The sequence below is a fragment of the Streptococcus suis genome, from assembly GCA_022354845.1.
GTDB classification, from domain to species: Bacteria; Bacillota; Bacilli; order Lactobacillales; family Streptococcaceae; genus Streptococcus; species Streptococcus suis_AA.
The window spans coordinates 1,954,989-1,976,395 of record CP031970.1; the positions used below are offsets into that span (position 1 = coordinate 1,954,989).

Here is a 21,407-nt window from a genome sequence, read left to right on the forward strand (position 1 = left end):
CTATTTTTTCTTATTTCTAGCTTGCTTTAACAATTCTTTTACGCGAGACTTCTTGTCCTGGTTCACGTTAGAATTTTTCTCATGATAGCGCTCAATAAGTGCCTTACCCTTATCGTCCAGTTGATATTTTCCCATTCTTTTCACCTCATTTTCATTTTCGAACCTGTGTTCATTTATAACAAACTTCTACAGCTACCTGGTACTGTGGAAGTCCTATCTTGTTTATTTATGATTTACAAACTTGACCCGTTCATGTGTTTCACACGCGATGAAATTTCCTTGTGACGGCCTTTTACCATCGGACGTGCCTGCGGATTGCCTAGATATCCACAAGTTCGTTTAACAACATCCACCGACTTAGGATCGCTATTCCCGCAATTTGGACACTTGAAACCACGCTCTGTTGGCTCAAAATCACCTTCAAAATCGCAGGCGTAACAATGGTCAATCGGAGTATTGGTTCCCAAGTAACCAACACGGTCATAGGCATAGTCCCAAACAGCTTCCAAAGCCTTTGGATTTTGTTGCAGTACAGGGTATTCACAGTAATGGATAAATCCACCACTAGCACCTACAGCAGGATAAATTTTCTCAAAATCCAGTTTTTCAAACGGTGTTGGATTTTTGCGTACATCATAGTGGAAACTATTAGTGTAATACTCTTTATCCGTAATGTTCTTAACGATGCCAAATTTCTCTGTATCCATACGGCAGAAGCGGTCTGTCAGGCTTTCAGATGGTGTCGAATAAACTGAGAAATGATAACCATATTCATCCGACCAATCTTCACCCAAGGCTTTCATTTTCTTGATAATATCCACCGTGAAATCTTTTGCCTCTGGGTTGGTCTCCCATTCGCCACCGTAAAATACTGTTGCGACTTCATACAAACCAATGTACCCCAAAGATACGGTTGCTCGACGATTTTTAAAGACTTCATCTACTGCATCTGTCTTAGCCAAGCGTTTGCCGAATGCCCCATATTGATAGAGAATTGGAGCATTGGCCGGGGTTGCCTCTTTCACTCGTTCCACACGATAGACCAGAGCATCCTTAGCAATGGCCATGCGTTCTGCAAAGATTTCCCAGAACTTATCCTTATCTCCTGCAGACTCCATGGCAATTCGTGGCAAGTTGACGGTTACGACACCGAGGTTCATACGACCAGATGTCACATCCTGCCCATTTTCATCCTTCCAACCTTGAAGGAAAGAGCGGCAGCCCATTGGCACCTTGAAGGAACCTGTCAACTCAACAATCTTGTCATAAGAAAGCATATCTGGATACATACGCTTGGTCGCACATTCAATCGCCAATTGCTTGATGTCATAGTTTGGAGAATCTGGCTCCAAGTTCAATCCACGCTTAACGGTGAAAATCAACTTAGGAAAGATAGCTGTCCGCCCTTCGCGCCCCAGACCCTTGATACGAATGTTCAAAATCGCTTTTTGAATTTCTCTCTCAAACCATGATGTCCCTAACCCAAAACCGAGTGAGGTAAAGGGTGTTTGTCCATTGGAAGTAAAAAGAGTGTTGATTTCATACTCCAAAGACTGCATAGCGTCATAGATGTCTTTTTGCGTTTTAGCACGCGCATATTCTTCTTGCTTGTCTGGTAACACCCAATCCTTGGCGTCTTTCAAATGCTTTTGGTAATTGAGTTCCGCATAAGGCGCCAAAACTTCATCGATACGGTCAGCTGAGCAACCACCATATTGACTAGAAGCCACATTGGCAATGATTTGTGAAATCTGAGCCGTAGCTGTTTGGATAGACTTCGGACTTTCTACATCCGCATTTCCTATCTTGAAGCCTTGTGCCAACATACCTTTGAAATCAATCAAACAACAGTTAGTCATAGGTGTATAAGGGCTGTAATCCAAGTCGTGGTAGTGGATGTCGCCTTTTTGATGGGCGTTGGCCACGTGAGCTGGCAATAATTTGAGACCGATTGACTTGCCGACAATTCCTGCTGTCAAGTCACGTTGGGTATTGAACACATCCGCGTCTTTATTAGCATTTTCATTAACAACGGTTTGATCCTTGCTCAATAATTTATGGATCTCAAAATTGATATCGGTAGCCTGATGACGGCGAAAATCACGACGTGTTCGGTATTGAATATAAAGCTCCGCCAAATCATACAAATGAGCTTTTAACAATTCTTGCTCAACAACCGTTTGAATTTCGTAAATTTGAACATCTTTCTCATATCGGCGACCAATTTCAGCCAAAACAGCTTCTAATACTATTTTCAAACCTGCTTCTGAAACAGGATGTTCTAATTCTTGGTTTGCCCGCCGAAGAGCCGAAAAAATCTTATCCTGTTCAAAGGATACTTTCCGTCCATCACGCTTTAATACCAACAACTCTATGCTTGGCAAGACATTTTCTTGTACTTTCATCTGACAAACCTCCAAATATTTCACTCCTTATAGTGTAGCACTTCACAAAACAAAAATCAATATCTTGTGTAAAAAAATATTAAACAACCTATCCATGCACTATATATAGAACTCACAAATTCTATCAATTGGAAAACAACTGTGTCCAATTTCACCATTTGACAAGGATGAATTACTAGATTGAAACAGGAAAACAGATTGAGGCAAAGGTCTAACTTCTCTATCAGAAAGCCTAAAAAACAGCCCTCTAACAGGGCTGGGCTGGCTCTATGTATTGAAAATAGGTAGGGCGGGTCACCACACGCCTCTTTAAAATTGAGGATTTGAATAAGAGGCAAAAAATTCTCTAGTTCGTTCTTCTTTAGGATGATGAAAAAGCTCCTCAGGTGTCCCCTGCTCCAGAATACGGCCGTTTTCTAGAAATAATACCTTATCCGCCACTTGATAAATGAAATTCATGTCATGACTAACTAAAATCATCGTTTGTCCTGTCTTAGCCGCATCGGCAATGGAACGTTCTACTTCTCCAACCAACTCTGGATCAAGCGCCGAAGTCGGCTCATCTAGTAGCAAAATGTCTGGTTGCATGGCAAGAGCGCGTGCAAGAGCCACACGTTGCTTTTGACCACCTGACAGATGTCTTGGATAATGGTTCTCACGTTCTGACAGACCGACCTTTCTCAATTCTTCTTTGGCAAGGGCGGTTGCAGATGCATCATCCATCCGCTTGACAATTTTAAGCCCTTCCTTGACATTATCAAGAGCTGTCTTTCGTTCAAACAGATTAAACTGCTGAAAAACCATAGCCAGTTTGCGGCGTAAGGTCAATATCTCCTCTTTTGAAATATTGGTAAAATCAACTGTAAAACCATCAATTTCGATACTCCCCGCATCTGCCTGCTCCAGATAGTTCAGACTACGTAAAATTGTTGATTTCCCTGCTCCAGATGGTCCAACAAGGGCAATAACCTGCCCTTTTTCAATGTCCATATCGATTCCATCTAGTACTTTTTGTCCTGAAAATTCCTTGACTAAATTGCGAATTTTAATCATTAGCGATCACCTCCAACTCCAGAAATATCTACTGATTCAGGGGCCTCAATAGCCATTTTATTTTCAAGGAAACGGCCGAAAGACTCAATCAGAACAGAGAGCGCCCAGTAGACCAAAGAGACAGAAATGTACCGCTCAAAGTAACGATAGTCTGCCCCGCCTTGAATCTGTGCCTGTGCATACACCTCAACGATACCCGCACTGAAGGCTAGAGAAGTTCCTTTAGTCAGACCAATCAAGGTGTTAATCAACGACGGAGTTGCAATCACAGCCGCATTAGGAATGATGATCCGACGATAAACCTGGCCAGAAGTCATACCTAAGGAACGAGCTGCCTCAATCTCCCCTGGACTAACAGCCTGAATCGCAGCACGAATAGACTCACTCATATAGGCAGCCTCATTAAATGCAAAGGCTGTAATCGCAAAGACAGCTGCAGGAATAGCATTGATATTCCAATTAAGACCATATTCCTGATTAAGCCCTCTAAGAACCAATGGAATTCCATAGTAGGTCAACATCAGCTGCACCAAGATAGGAGTGCCTCGCAAAAAACTAACAAAAACTGCCTGAACGGGATATAAGAATCGCACACGATTAATCTTTACAATCGCAAAAACCAAGCCCAATATCAAACCAAAAAAAGCACCTGCGAGCGTCAAGCCAATCGTAATCGGTAAACGTTCAATAATGGATGGCAGTGCATCAAAAACAGCCCTAATGCTAAATAGCTTACCATCCGGTAACCAATCTAAAAAACCTTGATACCATGCCGGTCCTGTTATTCCTAATACACCAATCATACTCTTCTCCAAACATTTAAAAATGACAGATTTTCTGCTATATACTCTATTTTATCATGTAACCATCCACATCAACCTTATATATATTTTATGGCTGTGATAAGTAATCTTAATGATTATAAAAAGACAATGAAAAAGAAACAGCCCACTTGGACTGCTCCCTCCTGTCACAATACTATTGACTCCTATTCATTAGGAACATCTAGTTCCTCCGCCGTTGGAGCATAGTCTTTTCCGAAGAATTGCTCTGTCAATTTCGCAATGGTCCCATCTTCGTTCAAAGCCTTGATGCGGTCGTTGACAAAGCTTTGTAGAGCCGTATTGTCTGAAGAAAATACATAGTAAATAAACGGTTTTTCTGCTGCTTCAAGCTCAATTGTTTTAAGATTTGTCAAATTTTGATCCGCAATAATAGCGTTAACCGTAGGGGCATCAAAAATTTTAAAATCATACTTGCCATCATTTATATTGGTCAAAATCTGTGTGATATTTTCACCAGTATAGTTGATTTCGACTGGCTTATCCGTATGCTGAGTATTGTATTCCTCTAGCTGAGCAGCTGTTGTTGTCCCTGTAACTACCTGTGTAGAATGACCACCAATATCATCATAAGACTGAATATCCGTATCTTTTGGCACAGCTAAAACAGACGGTGTAGAGGCCGTTGGATAAGAATAGAGGTATTTTTCACCACGCTCTTTTGTATAGGAAGTATTATTCCCTAACAAATCAAAGCGTCCTGAATCCAAGCCAGGGAATTGACCGCTACCATCTGTTGTTTCAAAGGTCAATTCATACTGGTCAGAACCATCAAAGATAGCTCGAGCCAATTCAATATCAAACCCTGTCAACTCTCCATTCTCATCTCGATAAGAAAAAGGTTTAGTAGTCCCAACAGTTCCCATTACGATGGTTTCTTTTTTATCCGCTTCTGAAGAGCTAGTGTTTGATGAGCTTGAGGTAGACGAGCAAGCTGCCAAAGCAACTGTCGCAAGAGCTGTAATACCAGCCAGTGATAGAATAGTTCTTAATTTCATAGTAATTCTCCTTTTGTATAAGCAAGTCAGACCTACAAGGTCTGCACAAAATAATCAAATAGCTTCTGATTACCGCCACTTTGATCAATCAGAAGTTCCGGATGCCACTGGACACCCAGAAAACGTGTCTCATCCATTGATTGGACAGCCTCAATAATACCATCATCTACAGAATGCGCAAGCGCTTCTAGCCCCTGACCCAGATTCTCTATCGCCTGGCTGTGAATAGAATTGACAGCTACTCTCTGACCAAAAATACTAGCCAGAGGCGTCGCCTCTTTACATTCTACCTGGTGAATCAGATCAAAAGGCAGGGACCGATGCCGCTCTACCGCTTGTTTGAGAGTTCCTCCACGTGCAACATTGAAAAGCTGCATCCCCCTGCAAATCCCCAAAATCGGTTTTTCCTGTCTCAAGGCTTCGTGGATCAATTTCAGTTCAAATTCGTCACGTTACTTGAAATAGTCATCGCTTTCGATGAGTTTTTCTTGACCGTAAAACTGAGGTAATACATGTTGACCACCCGTCAGTAATAACTTATCAATCGCCGACACATAGTCGACAACATCCGTTTCACCAGACAAGGGGATATAAAAAGGAAGGCCCTCCCCTCGCTTGATTCCATCTGCAAAGTTACGAGACACCGATAAATTCATAATCGGAATCCCCTCTGCGACAGGCTTTTCATTACTGGTGATACCAATAATCGGTTTCCCCATCCCACCCTCCTTTCGTAATGTATAGACACTATCTTATCATGCCCTCTCTTTTTTGTATATTTTAAATTATTTATAGCCAGCTATATAAAATATTTATGGATCAAAAAAAGAGCCTACTCTGACTCTTGTTTTTTATTCCATAAAAAATAGAGATTGATGGCGCATGCGATTAATATCACGGTTGGCCAAATCAACTGAAACACCGAAAGTCTATTGACATTAACAGCAATATAGAGGACATTCCAGGCTACCCCAAGACTGTAAAGAATTGTCAAGAAAATTTTCATAACACACCCCAATTAAAAGATAGTGTTTATTATACTATAAACCACTATTAATGTCCTTGATATACCGCTCCATTTTTCGATAATTTAGAAAAAATAGCAAAGCGTAGACCAAGACAAAGATTAGCCAGAAGAAAAGCAAAGAGCCAAGATTGAGTGGAAACCAACCAGCTAAAATACCCAGTGGTGTGAGGCCTAAAGCTGTTATAGAAAAATGAGTTGTTGTCATATGCAAGAGGCTCCAGTCCTGCTGGTAAATCTTATCTGCTAGCTGAAATAAAAGGCCAATACTTGCCCAAACGACTACACAAATCAGCATGACCGTTGTTTGAGTAAAATGAGCTAAATAGTAAGCCCCCATGGTTGAGAGTGGATTGAGCGGAAGATACGTTCCCTGTCCAAAAATACTGGAAGTGATGATGGAAATGATAGTCCCAATTGAAACGCCTAAACTGGCGGATAAAATATATTTTTTCATAGTCCTAACCTTTCTTTGATAGTTTTTAAATAACGACGGGATGAATAGGTGATAGAGCCATTTTTCATGAATAGTTTGACCATACCGTTTGGAGTCAGTTTGAGGTGGTCCAGTTGCCTAATTTGAATGATTTCCGACTGAGAAATTTGCAAAAAGTGTACAGGAAGCATATCTTTGACCTGATACAAGCGTAGATTGGAAGTAAAGGAATCCTCCTCAGTTTCCACCTGTAAGATTTTGTCTTGCAGATATAACCTTACAATACTAGCGTAATCTACAAGGTAAATCTGCTCTCCTTTCTTTACAGTCAGACTGGTAGTTCTCTTGTCCAAATTCTGAATATAGGTCACCAAGTGAGTAATTTGCTCAGACATAGACTGGGCTTCAATTATCACCATATCTTCTAAAATTTCTGAAGAAATATCTAGTTTCACTTTCATATTCTCTCCTTTCTGTCCCTATTAAACACCATTTCTTTACTGGTTTCAAGGGCTTTTGGCTATATGGTTGATTACTTAAGCTAAACGGCAAAAAAGCCAGAACAACTGTCCTGACTTTCATTGTCTTATAGTTTCTTCTTGAATTCTGCCACCCTCATCATGACTTCCATTGGAGTCATATTGTAGATGTCTAGTTTTGCCAGTTCATCGAGGACTGGATGAGAAGGCGTGTCTGCGAAGAGGTCGATTTGACCAGACGGTTCTTCCACTACTGACGCAGCTGGGTTAGCTGGTGCAGTAGGAGCTTGATTTTCAAGCGTCTGCAAAATCCTGTCTGCCCGCTCTAATAACTCCTCTGGCATTCCCGCAATCTTAGCGACATGAATCCCGTAGGACTTGTCAGCTGGTCCTTGTGCAATCTTGTGGAGGAAGGTGACTTGGCCGTCCTTCTCCAAGGTCGATACATGGACATTCTCTAGGTGTTCCAAGGTCTGGCTAAGGTCTGTCAACTCATGGTAGTGGGTAGCAAAGAGAGTCTTGGCTCCAATCTTGTCGTGGATGTACTCGATGATAGACTGGGCCAGGGCCATACCGTCATAGGTGGCCGTTCCCCGCCCCAACTCATCAAAGAGGATGAGCGAACGATCTGTCGCCAAACGCACGGCCTTGTTGGCCTCCATCATTTCCACCATGAAGGTCGACTGCCCGCTGACCAAGTCGTCTGCCGCCCCAATACGGGTAAAAATAGCATCGAAAATCGGCAATTCAGCCTGATCCGCAGGCACATAGGAACCCATCTGCGCCATGATGACAATAACTGCCAACTGTCGCATATAAGTAGACTTACCACTCATGTTTGGACCAGTAATCAGTTGCATATGTGTATCAACATTCAAGTGAATAGAGTTGGGAATGTAGGTCTGCTTGCCCATGACCTTCTCCACCACCGCATGCCGACCATGGTCAATGGTCAGTTCTCTTTGATCTGTAAAGCGTGGACAAACCAAATGTTGCTGCTCCGCCACAACTGCAAAAGCCTGCAAAACATCGATGGTTGCAATGGTCCGAGCCAACTTCTGCAAGCGACCGATATACTTCTCAACCTCTTGGCGAATCCGCAGGAAAATCTCGTACTCCAAATTAGCAGACTTATCACGCGCCTCCAACATCTGCCCTTCAATCTTAGCCAACTCTTCCGTTCCATAGCGCTCCGAGTTTTTCAAGGTCGCCTTACGGAAAAAATGGTCCGGCACATTGCCCAGATTGGAATTGGTCACATGGAAATAGTAGCCGTCTTTTTTGTTGTAATCAATCTTGAGATTGTTGATACCAGACGCTTCACGCTCCTTGGCCTCAATCTCCGCAATCCAACCCGCTCCCTCACGCATGACCAGGCGGTACTGATCCAGCGTTTCGTCAAATCCCGTACGGATGATGTTTCCATCTGTGATGGTCCCTTGAGTTTCTGGGTCAATAGCAGAGCTGATGAGAGCATACATTTCTGGAATTGGGTCCAATCCAGCTACCAGATTGCCTAGAGCAGACTCATTGATTTGTTGCAAGATATTCTTGATTGCTGGGATATTTCCCAAAGTCTGGGACAGCTGCAAGAGATCCTTGGGCATGGTTTTTCCAAAAGACACCCGGCTGGCCAAACGTTCGATGTCATAGACACCTTTTAAAGCCTCGACCAAATCACTCCGTTCAAAGAAGTAATCCAGAAAAACCTGAACGACAGCCTGACGATTCTCAATCCGCTTAAGGTCAATCAAGGGACGATCAATCCATGTCCGCAATAGTCGCATACCCATGGCTGTCTTAGTTTCGTCTAGCAACCAATACAAACTACCATGCTTCTTACCTGTCCGACCGTTTTCAAGCAGGTCCAGACTAGACTTGGTTGCATAGTCCATTTGCAGATAGTCCTTGATTTCATAATGGACCACCTTTTGCAAGTGGCTCAGATCTCGCATCTGAGTCCGATGTAGGTAGCTGAGGAGTTTACCCGCCGCAGCCTTTTCCAAGTCTGTCAAGGAATTATCAATCAATTGGACATCCTCTGTCACCCCATCCTCAAAAGATAAGAGTAAATTCATCTGATTAGAGAAAACTTGCTCTTCTTCCTCTGACAGAGCATAACCGATGACCAATTCACGTGCCCGTAAATTGCGGATTTCACCGCAAAGACTTGTAAAATCATCCAAACTTGTCACATAAAACTGACCTGTCGACACATCCATATAAGAAAGTGCAAACTGCACTCCCTGACGGTCAATCGCAACCAAATAGTTACTGTCAGCTCCCATTTTCGAGGAATCCGTCACCGTTCCAGGTGTGATGACCTGCACTACTTCCCGCTTGACAACCCCAACTGCTTGCTTGGGATCCTCCATCTGCTCAGCAATAGCAACCTTATGCCCTAATTCAACAAGTGTGTCGATATACTGTTGTGCCGCGTGATACGGTACCCCCGCCATAGGAATCGGATTCTCCGCATTCTTATTACGACTGGTCAAGGACAATTCCAAAATCTGTGCCGCTTCTACTGCATCTTCATAAAATAGCTCATAAAAGTCTCCCATACGGAAAAGCAAAAAAGCATCTGGATATTGTGCTTTTATATCCAGATACTGTTGCATTCCTGGAGAAATTTTTTCTGTTGCCATTAATATTCTCTCATTCTAACTATTTATAAGAAACTTTTTATTTCTTCCTCAACGTGCTGAGCAGAAATATCATCTTTACAGATGACCAACAAGGTATCCGCTCCAGCCACGGTACCCAAAATGGTCTCTGGCTTCTCCTCATCTATAATATTAGCCATCAAAGCTGCTTCACCGAGCTCAGAATGTAAAACTAAAATAAAACTTGCTCGGTTCACACTTCGCGTATACTGGGCTAATAATTGACAAAAATGACCTTGACTGTCATCCTCTCCTAGTGCATAAAAGGACTCTCCAGATTCATGAACTTTGATAACCCCCAATTCCCTCAAATCACGTGACAGGGTTGTCTGGGTTACCGTTATTCCTTGGTCTTCTAGCCATAATTGAATATCAATTTGTCGACCAACTTTCCCCTGCCGAATCATTGACTTAATCAATTCGTGCCTTTCTACTTTATTCATACTTGTACCTCAAAATGTATATTTATAGAAATATTATAACATTTTTCCAAACTATTGACCTAGAATTATGATAAAATAGAATCAATAACTCTTGGAGGAATTTTTATGAATCATAAACAAATGGTAGCAGATACACTGTCTGCTGTCCTTCCTCAATTGGACATTGAGACGATTTATTCATTACTAGAAAAACCAAAATCATCAGAAATGGGAGACATCGCTTTTCCTGCCTTCTCACTTGCAAAAGTTGAGCGAAAAGCGCCACAGGCTATTGCAACGGATATCGTGGAAAAGCTTGATACAACTGGCTTTGAGAAAGTTGTTGCAACTGGTCCTTATGTCAACTTCTTCTTGGATAAGGATGCTATTTCCCACCAAGTCTTGACAGATGTGATTGCCGAGAAAGACCAGTATGGTCAGCTCAATATCGGTCAAGGTCGCAATGTTACCATCGATATGTCAAGTCCAAACATTGCCAAACCATTCTCAGTTGGTCACTTACGTTCAACGGTTATCGGTGATGCTCTTGCCAATATTCATGGAAAACTAGGCTTTAACCCAATCCGTATCAACCACTTGGGTGACTGGGGAAAACAATTTGGTATGCTGATTGTTGCCTACAAACTGTGGGGGGACAAGACTGCTGTAGAAGCAGACCCAATTTCAGAACTCCTCAAACTCTATGTGCGCATCAATGCAGAAGCTGAAGAAAAACCTGAGTTGGATGAAGAAGCACGCCAATGGTTCAAAAAATTGGAAGATGGCGACCAAGAAGCCTTGGAATTGTGGCAATGGTTCCGTGATGAAAGTTTGGTCGAATTTAATCGTATCTATGAAAAACTAGACGTCCACTTCGACAGCTTCAATGGTGAAGCTTTCTATAACGATAAGATGGACGAGGGTATCCAAATCTTAGAAGAAAAAGGTCTTCTTCAAGAATCTAAAGGTGCTCTAATTGTTGACCTTGAAAGATACAACCTTCCACCTGCTCTTATCAGAAAAACAGACGGTGCAACCCTCTACATTACGCGCGATATGGCAACAGCAATGTACCGCAAGCGCACCTATGACTTCGTGAAAAGCATCTATGTCGTTGGTCAAGAGCAAATCAACCATTTCAAACAGTTGAAAGCTGTTCTAAAGGAAATGGGATTTGACTGGAGCGACGATATGACCCATATCACCTTCGGTCTTGTTACCAAGGACAAGAAAAAGCTCTCTACTCGTAAAGGAAACATCATCCTGCTCGAACCCACACTTGACGAAGCGATTTTACGCGCCCTTTCACAAATTGAAGCCAAAAATCCTAATCTTGAGAACAAGGAAGAGGTGGCTCATGCAGTCGGTGTCGGTGCTGTTAAGTTCTTCGATCTAAAAACCGACCGTGACAACGGCTACGACTTCGATTTAGAGGCTATGGTTTCCTTTGAAGGTGAGACAGGTCCTTATGTACAATACGCTTACGCCCGTATCCAGTCTATCTTGCGCAAAGCAAACTTTGTTCCAAGCACAGAAAACAACTACAAACTAGCTGACGCAGAAAGCTGGGAAATTATCAAACATATCCAAAACTTCTCAACTGTTGTAGAACGTGCTGGTGATAAATTTGACCCATCTCTCATTGCTAAATATGCTATTAATCTAGCCCAAGCCTTCAATAAGTATTACGCACATACTCGTATCTTGGATGAAAGCCCAGAGCGTGATAGCCGTCTAGCACTGGCCTATGCAACTGGTGTAGTTCTTAAAGAAGCGCTTCGCCTCCTCGGTGTAAAAGCTCCAGAAAAAATGTAATCAAAGCCTTGGGCCACCAGCCGAGGCTTTTTTCTACCCCTCCGATACCAGCTTCTGGCCGAATTATTGGTTGGAGTTTAACTTGATTTCTATAAGTAAATGCTCTCGGCGTTACGAATAAATAGATATAGTCGTTTAGTTTGCTTTTAGTACAAGGCAACGAACTGCAGGCTGTACTAAAGTACGGGAAAGCGAGTTAACGAAGTAATCAAAGATAAACTAAATGACTACAAGAGGGATCATTAGTACCTCAACATCTATTAGAAGGAGGATTCATGAACAATCTTTTTAAAAAGAAAAGGACCATTTATCAACTTGCGATAACGGCCTGTATCATCTATTTCCATATACATTCGGCGTTTTTTGCTTCCGCCACTACTCTTGGGGATAATTATCCCTATACTGCCATCAATGCCGTAGACCCTTGGAGACTCTATACCAGACAGTGCACTTCTTTCTCTGCCTTTCGACTCAGTACGGTCAACGGATTTACACTACCACCTGCCTATGGTGACGCCAATGTCTGGGGTCATCGCGCTAGACAAGAGGGATATCAGGTGGATATGATACCTGCTGTAGGAGCTATAGCTTGGTGGGAATCGCCCATGCATGTTGCTTGGGTGTCGGCAGTATATGGAGACACTGTAGAAATAGAAGAGTATAACTACGGTTATCAGTACAAATACAATCGCAGAACCATTAATAGAAACTCCGTCAGTGGCTACATCCACTTTAAGGATTTGTCTTCTTCTGCCTTGCCAAAACTTCCATCCACTGGAGTCTATACATTTTCCAGTCGTCTTCCTATAAAATCTCAAGCTACCCAGGCTAGTACGACCGTTGGATACTATGAGAAAGGTGAGAAGGTATATTATGATAAGGTTATAGAAGCTGAAGGGCAATTTTGGATTAGTTATATCAGCTATTCAGGGGTTCGGCGCTATATCCCAGTTTATTCCTTGAGCCAATCCCACCAAACAAGTTCCTTACCCCAACTCCCATCATCGGGTACCTATAGAGTAAAAATACGCTCCAGCATTCGAAATGCCCCGAAATTGTCCAGTCCTGAAATCACCTACTACGATGCCGGCGCCACGGTGCACTACGACAAGCTTATATCTGCTGATGGTCGGCTGTGGATTAGCTATATTAGTTATTCAGGCATACGACGCTACATAGCTATTTCTTAACTCAAAAGCGCAATCTTTCGACTGCGCTTTTTTGAATTATATATCTGTTGAATTAACGGCTGTGCTTGGTTTTTCTTTTGGTTTACGCAAATGGAAGAAAATTGTTATCCCAAAATAGATAGCAAACAGCACTACTTGAAAAATATATCCAAGCATAGCTTGAGATTCTACCCCTTGACGCATTACTGCATCGGTATAAACCTGTGCCACCCCTTTCGAACCAATAAATGCATAGGTTGAAAACACCAGAGTTCCAAAAAGATAGCCCAAGTAAGTATAAGAAGCTTGTTCATTTCGTTTCAGAAACAGTAACACAATCGTTGCAATAACAGCGAACAGAAGAACAACTACTAACCCCTTATTGATGATATTGGTTTGGAAAAGAAATGACTCTTTCAAGTAATCAAAAATTGTCTCATCTAGTCCTGTGACGTTCAAATTTTGAAACATTTGCCGTGCCGATTCTTCATCATATTTTGCAAAAAAAGCTGAGTATCCTCTTAACAAACTTTGGATAACTGATAGAGTAACAAGAATATATAAATGAATTGGTTTTTTCATATGAACCTCCTTATATTATTTTACCCTTATATCTTTGTTTTGTCAATCATATATTTCATTTCACTACAAATATAATTTTGTTATACTAAATTCAAAGGAGGAAAAATCATGAAGAAATTACCCACCTATATCGGAGTGATTATTTTTGTAGTTACGCTACTGATTAACTGGTTATTGCCAAGTCTTGCTAAAGTGCTGAATACATTTTTCATTTGGACTATCGTAGCCTGCCTACTCTACACCATCTACTACTGGATTCGTTACTGGCTCTATGTCCGTAAACAGAGATAACAAAGACTCCTCTAAGTCAGTTACTTAGAGGAGTTCATTTTATTCTGATTTTTCATTAACCAAATGCACATTAACACGACGATAGGTTTCTGTAAGGTCTAGCAATTCCGCTTCAATCTCTGGTGTCAATTGATCTGCCTTCATTCTCCATGTCCAGTTGCCACCAAGTGTATTTGGCAAGTTCATGCGTGCAGAACCGTCTAAGCCAAGTAGGTCTTGCATGGTTACAACAGCCATGAAGGCTGGGGATCCAAAGAGAAGGCGGAAGAGGGCGTGATGGACCGTTTCATCATCACGTCGATTGCTATACTTATCTAAGAATGCACGTGAAGCAGGAGTCGTTTCATTTTCATACCAGCCAAGAATCGTATCATTATCATGCGTACCTGTATATGCCACCACATTATTCGGATGATTATGTGGCATTTCAATGCTGTCGCCCTCAGGGTCAAAGGCAAACTGCAAAACTTTCATACCAGGAAAACCTGTCGTATCACGCAATTGGATGACCTTGTCCGTCACGGAGCCCAAATCCTCAGCAATAATATTTAAATCACCAAGTTCACGTTTGATCGTATCAAATAATTCAAAACCTGGTGCTTCGACACGGTAACCGTTTACAGCAGTTTCTTCACCTGCTGGAATTTCCCAGAAAGAGGCAAAGCCGATAAAGTGGTCGATACGTACCATATCGTATATCTTGAAGGATTCTCGTAAACGTGCAACCCACCAAGTGAAGCCATCTTGTTTCATCGCTTCCCAATCATAAATTGGATTACCCCATAACTGACCGATTTCCGAAAAGGCATCCGGTGGACATCCAGCAACAACACTAGGCTTGCCCTCGTCATCTATCTTAAAGAAATGAGGGTTGGCCCACATATCAGCAGAATCAGCCGCGATATAAATCGGCATATCCCCAACAAACTCAATACCTTTGGCATTGGCGTAAGCCTTTAAAGCCTCCCATTGTGAAAAGAATAAATATTGTGTAATGCGGTGATAATCAATTCGATCTGCCAACAAGTGACGATAGTGTTCCAAAGTGTCGTGATGACGCAAACGAACCCCTTGGTCTTCCCAATCAGTCCAGGGTTTGAGATCGAAGTGCTCTTTAATGGCCATATATTCAGCAAATGTATGGATCCAAAAATCATTTTCCGTCAAGAAAATTCCGTACTCAGCTGGCAATCCTTGCGCTTTGATATTCGCAACTACTTTTTCTAATAATGGCCGACGAGCTTGAAAAATTGCTGCGTAATCTACTTCTACAGGATTCTGACCAAAATCAATATCTTGTAAATTTTCTGATTGTAACCAACCTTTTTCGACTAATATATCGAAATCAATAAAATGCGTATTACCAGCAAATGCCGAAAATGACTGATATGGAGAATCTCCATAACTAGTCGTTCCCAACGGTAAAATTTGCCAATAGCGTTGCTTTGTGCGAACTAAAAAATCAACAAAATCATAAGCTGCTTGCCCCATTGAACCAATTCCATATTTTCCCGGTAATGATGAGATGTGCATGAGCACACCACTTTGGCGTTGTTTCATTTATATCCCCTATTCTTGCACTATAACAGATAGTGCAAACGTTTTCTCGTCATATTATATACTTAAGGTCTAAACAAATCAAGCAATATTCATTTAATTCTTTAAAAGTTGGAGAAATATTTCACTTTCGTCCATTATGTGTTTGAAAAACTAGTTGCCCAAAATTGCACAAAAAAATTTTTTAAAAAATTTTTTTAAAAACGCTTGCAAACATGTGCGCATTGGTGTATAATATAGACACATTAGGAAAACGTTTGCACCTAGCAGGCGTATCATCACTATTTTCTTGGAGGAAAAATATGAAACACACACTTCTCAAGAGCGTTGCTCTTCTAGCTGCATCAACTGCTGTTTTGGCTGCTTGCTCAAACTCAAATTCATCAACATCTTCATCTAGCGCTGCTAGCGAAAGCAAAGAGTTGACAATCTACATTGACCAAGGTTATGAAACTTACATCAATGATGTCAAAGCTGCTTTTGAAAAAGAAAACGATGTAACTGTTACAGTTAAAACTGGTGATGCATTGACTGGTTTGGATAACTTGTCATTGGATAACCAATCAGGTTCAGCTCCAGACGTTATGATGGCACCATACGACCGCGTAGGTAGCCTTGGTTCTGAAGGTCAATTATCAGAATTGAAACTTGCTGACAGCAGCAAAACTGATGATACAACAACTGCTCTGGTAACAAACGACGGTAAAGTTTATGGTTCACCTGCAGTTATCGAAACACTTGTTCTTTACTACAACAAAGATTTAGTTTCAGCGGCACCTAAAACATTTGCTGAATTAGAAGAACTGGCTAAAGATAGCAAATATGCTTTTGAAGGTGAAACTGGTAAAACAACTGCCTTCCTTGCTGACTGGACAAACTTCTACTACACTTACGGTCTTTTAGCAGGTTACGGTGGTTACGTATTCGGTGATAACGGTACTAACCCAGAAGACATCGGTCTTGCAAACGATGGTGCTGTTAAAGCGATTGAATACGCTAAAACTTGGTATGAAAAATGGCCTCAAGGTCTTCAAGATAGCACAGCTGCTAACAACTTGATCAACACTCAATTCACTGAAGGTAAAGCTGTTGCAGTCATCGAAGGTCCTTGGAAAGCAGCTTCATATAAAGAAGCTGGTGTGAACTACGGTGTAGCTACTATCCCAACTCTTCCAAATGGCGAAAACTACGCAGCATTTGGTGGTGGTAAAGCTTGGGTTGTTCCTACAGGTTCTAAAAACCCAGAATTGGCTCAAAAATTTGTTGACTACTTGACTTCTACAGATCAACAAGAAGCACTTTACGATGCTACAAACGAAATTCCTGCTAACACTGAAGCTCGTGAATACGCAGTAAGCAAAAACGATGAGTTGACAACTGCTGTTATCAACCAATTCGCTTCAGCTCAACCAATGCCAAACATCTCTGAAATGGGTTCAGTTTGGACACCAGCTGGTAACATGCTCTTCGAAGCAGCAAGTGGTGCTAAAGACGCTAAAACTGCTGCAACAGATGCTGTAAAAGCTATTGCAGATGAGATTGCTCAAAAACACAGCAACTAGTCAAGTTTAAAGTTGGACTGGGAATTCTTCCCAGTCTACTTTATTACTTAAATTTACTCAAGGGTGTTAGTAATAAAAATTAGGATAATATACTAACTCCTATTCTCAAAGGAGACTATGACTATGAAACAAAATCCAGGCAAGGCCCTCCTTTTGTCCCTGATTCCAGGTCTTGGGCAAATCTATAATAAACAAAAAGCAAAGGGATATATTTTTCTAGGGGTGTCGGTTGCTTTTCTAATCTACTTCATTACAATTGCTGCTGGTGAACTCGGAAATCTCGTCACTTTAGGTAGTCAACGTGGCCAAGATAACTCTCTTTTCATGTTGATTCGTGGTTCTTTCCATTTGATTATCACAGTTGTTTATTTGGCGTTTTATGCACTGAACCTAAAAGATGCTCACAGTACTGCTAAGCGATGGAATGCTGGTCATCCAGTTACTACTTCTTTGCAAGATATGATTAAAGGAGTCTATGAAAATGGCTTCCCTTACTTGTTGATTATTCCATCTTATATTGCGATGACGTTTGCTATCATCTTTCCTGTTGTAGTAACACTGTTTATCGCTTTTACAAACTATGACTTTAAGCATTTACCTCCTGGTGCATTGCTAGACTGGGTTGGGCTTAGTAACTTTATAAATATTTGGAAATTGAGTACTTTCCGTACAGCATTTGGTTCTGTACTTGGCTGGACCATTATCTGGGCTCTTTGTGCTTCAACTGCCCAAATTGTTATCGGTATCTTGACAGCTATCATTGCAAACCAACCATTTATCAAAGGAAAACGTATTTTTGGTGTTATCTTCTTGCTTCCATGGGCGGTTCCAGCCTTCGTAACTATCTTGACATTCAGTAACATGTTTAACGATAGTGTAGGTGCCATTAATACACAAGTATTACCTTTCTTGAGTAAATTTTTACCATTTATTGATAATTTCTTAATCCCTTGGAAAACTGATCCATTTTGGACTAAAGTCGCCTTGATTATGATGCAGGCATGGCTCGGTTTCCCATATATCTACGTATTGACACTTGGTATTCTACAATCAATTCCAAATGACTTGTACGAAGCTGCTTATATTGATGGTGCTAATGCTATTCAAAAATTCAACAACATTACTTTCCCAATGATCTTGGCTGTTGCAGCACCAACTCTGATCAGTCAATATACATTCAACTTCAACAACTTCTCTATCATTTACCTCTTCAATAATGGTGGTCCTGGTAGTGTCGGTGGTGGCGCAGGGTCAACAGATATCCTGATTTCTTGGATTTATAAACTGACAACTGGTACATCACCTCAATACTCAATGGCCGCTGCCGTTACCTTGATTATCTCATTGATTGTTATTAGTATCTCAATGGTTGCATTCAAGAAACTAAACGCATTTGAAATGGAGGATGTTTAAGATGAAACTATCTGTAAAATTTAGACGCAGACTCAATCATATTTTAACTTATCTCTATTTGATTGCACTGTCTATTATTATTATCTATCCGCTTTTGATTACAATCATGTCTGCCTTCAAATCTGGTAACGTGGTTGCCTTCAAATTGGATGGTTCTACTAATTTTACGTTTGATAACTTCCTAGGTTTGTTTAATGAAACGCTGTATGGAACTTGGTACTTGAATACACTGATTATTGCTACCGTTACAATGATTGTTCAAACAAGTATCGTTGTCCTTGCAGGTTATGCATATAGCCGTTACAACTTTATGGCTCGTAAACAAAGTTTGGTGTTCTTCTTGATTATTCAAATGGTACCGACAATGGCTGCCTTGACCGCCTTCTTCGTTATGGCCCTCATGCTAAATGCATTAAACAAGAGCTGGTTCCTTATCTTCCTTTATATTGGCGGTGGTATTCCAATGAATGCTTGGCTCATGAAAGGATACTTTGATACAGTTCCAATTTCATTAGACGAATCTGCTAAGCTAGATGGTGCTGGTCACTTCAGACGTTTCTGGCAAATCGTTTTGCCTTTGGTTCGTCCAATGATTGCGGTACAAGCGCTTTGGGCTTTCATGGGACCTTTCGGGGACTATATTTTATCAAAATTCTTGCTTCGTGAAAAAGAATTCTATACCGTTGCCGTTGGTCTACAAACCTTCATTAGCGATGCTAAGAATCTTAAGATATCATACTTTGCGGCAGGTGCGATTCTCATTGCCCTACCTATCAGTATTCTATTCTTCTTCCTACAAAAGAACTTTGTATCTGGTCTTACAAGTGGTGGCGACAAGGGTTAATCTTGTCCCACCCTTTTCCCTTTTTATGGGTGGGCTATGATATCTATGAAAGGACAAATTTATGCTACCATATCCATTTTCATATTTTTCCAGCATTGCCACACCTAGAAAAATGTTTGCCAATCGGAAACGAATGAACCTTTGGCAACGTCTATTTACAACAATCTTTTTAGTTGCTCTCCTTGTGATTCCTCCAACCTTACAAACCTTTTCATTGGAGACTTATCCACTTGATAATTTTGTTGAGGGAATTTACCAACCCTTATCTGATGACGTAGTAACCGACCTTCACGCGAATAGTCAATTAACTGGAGGAAAATTCGTTTACACTGGTACCAAGCAATGGGAGCAAGTTACATTCGGAGACACTGTTAGCACTAGTAAAGACTTCTCATTCCAATTCAAAGAGAGTAACCTGATCATTCGAAAAGGTCAAGATGTATTAGCAGAAATCACTTATGGCGGCATGTCTACAGATGACTTTGCTAACAAAGAGCAGCTTCGTGCTGTGATCTCAAAAAACTGGTATCAAGCCAATAAAGCAGTTGTTGGGCTCGGTGTGACATTGGTATCTTCATTTATTCTGGCAGTCAACCTACTATTTATCCTATTAGGTGCCAGTTTCTTCCTTTACTTAACAAAAAAATCACGCCTTTTCCATTTTAGAACCTTCGCTGAATGTTACAATTTTTCTCTAAATTGTTTAGGTTTTCCGACGATTATTGCCTGTCTAATTGGTTTGTTTGGCCAGCCAATTACTACTATTTTGACTCTACAAAATATCCTTTTTGTACTATGCTTATTATGGGTATTTTTCAAAACAAAATTCAGAGATGAGAACTAGGAGATTATTATGCGTGCAACAATCAAAGACGTCGCAAAATTAGCAGGGGTGTCTCCCTCTACTGTGACGCGTGTTATTCAAAATAGCTCTGCTATTAGCCAAAAAACAAAAGACCTCGTCCGCAAAGCGATGACTGAGCTCAACTATCATCCAAACTTAAATGCACGTAGTTTAGTAAGTAGCTACACCCAGGTAATTGGTCTAATTTTACCTGATGATTCAGATGTTTTCTATCAAAACCCCTTTTTCCCAACTGTATTGCGGGGGATTTCTCAAGTAGCTGCTGATCACAACTACGCCATCCAGATTTCTACTGGGAAGAATGAGGCGCAACGTTTAGAAGCTATTTCGCAGATGGTCTACGGGCAACGTGTTGATGGATTAATTTTCTTGTATTCTAAACCTGATGATCCTTTAGTGCAACTTGCCATCCAGCATAATTTCCCCTTCTTAATTTTGGGTAAAGCTGACTCTCCTTTTATCTCTCTCGTCGATAATGATAATATTCAGGCTGGTTTTGAGGCAACAAACTACTTTATCAATAAAGGTTACAAGAATATCGCGTTTGTTGCTGGTAACAAGGAGCTGGTCGTATCACAGGACCGGTACTTAGGTTACAAAAATGCATTGAAATCACACAATATTCCACTGGATGAAAACAAAGTAAGATTCGTGTCTGGTTTCTTGCTTGAAGATAGTTCTTATAAAATCTCAAAAAAATTTCTCAAACAAGACTTGGAAGCAATCGTCACAACCGATACTTCCGTGGCTGAAGGGGTTGTTAAATACCTCAACGAGGCAAATATTAAGTTGCAAATCATTTCCTTTGACTCTGTCAAACCAAAACTAGATATTGATGCCTACGTAGATGTTCATGCGATTAAGTTGGGACGTGTTGCTTTCAATACGCTGCATCAAATCATCAGTGACAACAAACAAGGTAAGCAAGTTTGCTACCGTCGTGTCATTCCACATATAATTACTGAACTTTAACTTAGAAAGGAG

Annotated in this window: 19 protein-coding genes and 1 pseudogene; 8 read left to right on the top strand and 12 right to left on the bottom strand. The window is 41.1% G+C overall.

Going from position 1 to position 21,407, the window contains the following annotated elements; all coding sequences use genetic code 11:
* From D2A30_10230 to argR, 10 genes and pseudogenes are all read right to left on the bottom strand, one after another.
* Window positions 1-135, bottom strand: a complete 135-nt coding sequence (locus tag D2A30_10230; GenBank protein ULL21895.1) for a hypothetical protein — start codon at window positions 133-135, stop codon at window positions 1-3.
* 98 nt (window positions 136-233) lie between these two features.
* Window positions 234-2,405, bottom strand: coding sequence for an anaerobic ribonucleoside-triphosphate reductase (locus tag D2A30_10235; GenBank protein ID ULL21896.1), 2,172 nt, complete (start codon window positions 2,403-2,405; stop codon window positions 234-236).
* A 309-nt stretch (window positions 2,406-2,714) separates the two neighbouring features.
* Window positions 2,715-3,458 (bottom strand): amino acid ABC transporter ATP-binding protein, encoded by a 744-nt coding sequence (locus tag D2A30_10240; GenBank protein ID ULL21897.1) that lies wholly within the window; start codon window positions 3,456-3,458, stop codon window positions 2,715-2,717.
* Complete coding sequence (locus D2A30_10245) at window positions 3,458-4,261, bottom strand: amino acid ABC transporter permease (protein ID ULL21898.1); 804 nt, start codon at window positions 4,259-4,261, stop codon at window positions 3,458-3,460. Before D2A30_10245 ends, D2A30_10240 begins: the two co-directional genes overlap by 1 nt.
* A gap of 185 nt (window positions 4,262-4,446) precedes the next feature.
* Window positions 4,447-5,298, bottom strand: coding sequence for an amino acid ABC transporter substrate-binding protein (locus D2A30_10250; GenBank protein ID ULL21899.1), 852 nt, complete (start codon window positions 5,296-5,298; stop codon window positions 4,447-4,449).
* A gap of 32 nt (window positions 5,299-5,330) precedes the next feature.
* Window positions 5,331-6,017, bottom strand: a pseudogene (locus tag D2A30_10255) (gamma-glutamyl-gamma-aminobutyrate hydrolase family protein).
* Between the two features lie 321 nt (window positions 6,018-6,338).
* On the bottom strand, window positions 6,339-6,779 hold the full coding sequence (locus D2A30_10260) for a DUF3021 domain-containing protein (GenBank protein ULL21900.1): 441 nt from the start codon (window positions 6,777-6,779) through the stop codon (window positions 6,339-6,341).
* The gene (locus tag D2A30_10265; GenBank protein ULL21901.1) at window positions 6,776-7,219 is read right to left on the bottom strand and encodes a DNA-binding response regulator; all 444 of its coding nucleotides are present in this window, start codon (window positions 7,217-7,219) and stop codon (window positions 6,776-6,778) included. Before D2A30_10265 ends, D2A30_10260 begins: the two co-directional genes overlap by 4 nt.
* 125 nt (window positions 7,220-7,344) lie before the next feature.
* Complete coding sequence (gene mutS, locus D2A30_10270; GenBank protein ID ULL21902.1) at window positions 7,345-9,885, bottom strand: DNA mismatch repair protein MutS; 2,541 nt, start codon at window positions 9,883-9,885, stop codon at window positions 7,345-7,347.
* Between the two features lie 23 nt (window positions 9,886-9,908).
* Window positions 9,909-10,346 carry an arginine repressor gene (gene argR, locus D2A30_10275; GenBank protein ID ULL21903.1) on the bottom strand — a complete coding sequence of 146 codons (438 nt, stop codon included), beginning with the start codon at window positions 10,344-10,346 and terminating at the stop codon, window positions 9,909-9,911.
* A gap of 105 nt (window positions 10,347-10,451) precedes the next feature.
* Between argR and D2A30_10280 the strand changes: the two genes are divergently transcribed.
* Window positions 10,452-12,140 (top strand): arginine--tRNA ligase, encoded by a 1,689-nt coding sequence (locus tag D2A30_10280; GenBank protein ID ULL21904.1) that lies wholly within the window; start codon window positions 10,452-10,454, stop codon window positions 12,138-12,140.
* 275 nt (window positions 12,141-12,415) lie between these two features.
* Window positions 12,416-13,330 (top strand): CHAP domain-containing protein, encoded by a 915-nt coding sequence (locus D2A30_10285; protein ID ULL21905.1) that lies wholly within the window; start codon window positions 12,416-12,418, stop codon window positions 13,328-13,330.
* A 36-nt stretch (window positions 13,331-13,366) separates the two neighbouring features.
* On the opposite strand, the gene D2A30_10290 is transcribed toward D2A30_10285, so the two are convergent.
* Window positions 13,367-13,891, bottom strand: coding sequence for a hypothetical protein (locus tag D2A30_10290; protein ID ULL21906.1), 525 nt, complete (start codon window positions 13,889-13,891; stop codon window positions 13,367-13,369).
* Window positions 13,892-13,999: 108 nt separating this feature from the next.
* Between D2A30_10290 and D2A30_10295 the strand changes: the two genes are divergently transcribed.
* Window positions 14,000-14,182 carry a hypothetical protein gene (locus D2A30_10295; protein ID ULL21907.1) on the top strand — a complete coding sequence of 61 codons (183 nt, stop codon included), beginning with the start codon at window positions 14,000-14,002 and terminating at the stop codon, window positions 14,180-14,182.
* A 39-nt stretch (window positions 14,183-14,221) separates the two neighbouring features.
* Here D2A30_10295 and malQ read toward each other — a convergent pair whose 3' ends face one another.
* Window positions 14,222-15,742: a 4-alpha-glucanotransferase gene (gene malQ / locus D2A30_10300; protein ULL21908.1), complete on the bottom strand. Its 1,521-nt coding sequence runs from the start codon at window positions 15,740-15,742 to the stop codon at window positions 14,222-14,224.
* Window positions 15,743-16,041: 299 nt separating this feature from the next.
* Between malQ and D2A30_10305 the strand changes: the two genes are divergently transcribed.
* The 5 genes from D2A30_10305 to D2A30_10325 all read left to right on the top strand — a co-directional run bounded on the left by D2A30_10305 (window position 16,042) and on the right by D2A30_10325 (window position 21,395).
* Window positions 16,042-17,301 (top strand): extracellular solute-binding protein, encoded by a 1,260-nt coding sequence (locus tag D2A30_10305; GenBank protein ID ULL21909.1) that lies wholly within the window; start codon window positions 16,042-16,044, stop codon window positions 17,299-17,301.
* A gap of 117 nt (window positions 17,302-17,418) precedes the next feature.
* Window positions 17,419-18,714 (top strand): sugar ABC transporter permease, encoded by a 1,296-nt coding sequence (locus D2A30_10310; protein ID ULL21910.1) that lies wholly within the window; start codon window positions 17,419-17,421, stop codon window positions 18,712-18,714.
* 1 nt (window position 18,715) lies between these two features.
* A complete protein-coding gene (locus tag D2A30_10315) occupies window positions 18,716-19,558 on the top strand; it encodes a sugar ABC transporter permease (GenBank protein ID ULL21911.1) in 843 nt (280 codons plus the stop codon).
* A 61-nt stretch (window positions 19,559-19,619) separates the two neighbouring features.
* A complete protein-coding gene (locus D2A30_10320) occupies window positions 19,620-20,402 on the top strand; it encodes a DUF1189 domain-containing protein (GenBank protein ULL21912.1) in 783 nt (260 codons plus the stop codon).
* Window positions 20,403-20,411: 9 nt separating this feature from the next.
* On the top strand, window positions 20,412-21,395 hold the full coding sequence (locus D2A30_10325) for a LacI family transcriptional regulator (protein ULL21913.1): 984 nt from the start codon (window positions 20,412-20,414) through the stop codon (window positions 21,393-21,395).
* Window positions 21,396-21,407 lie beyond the last annotated feature (12 nt).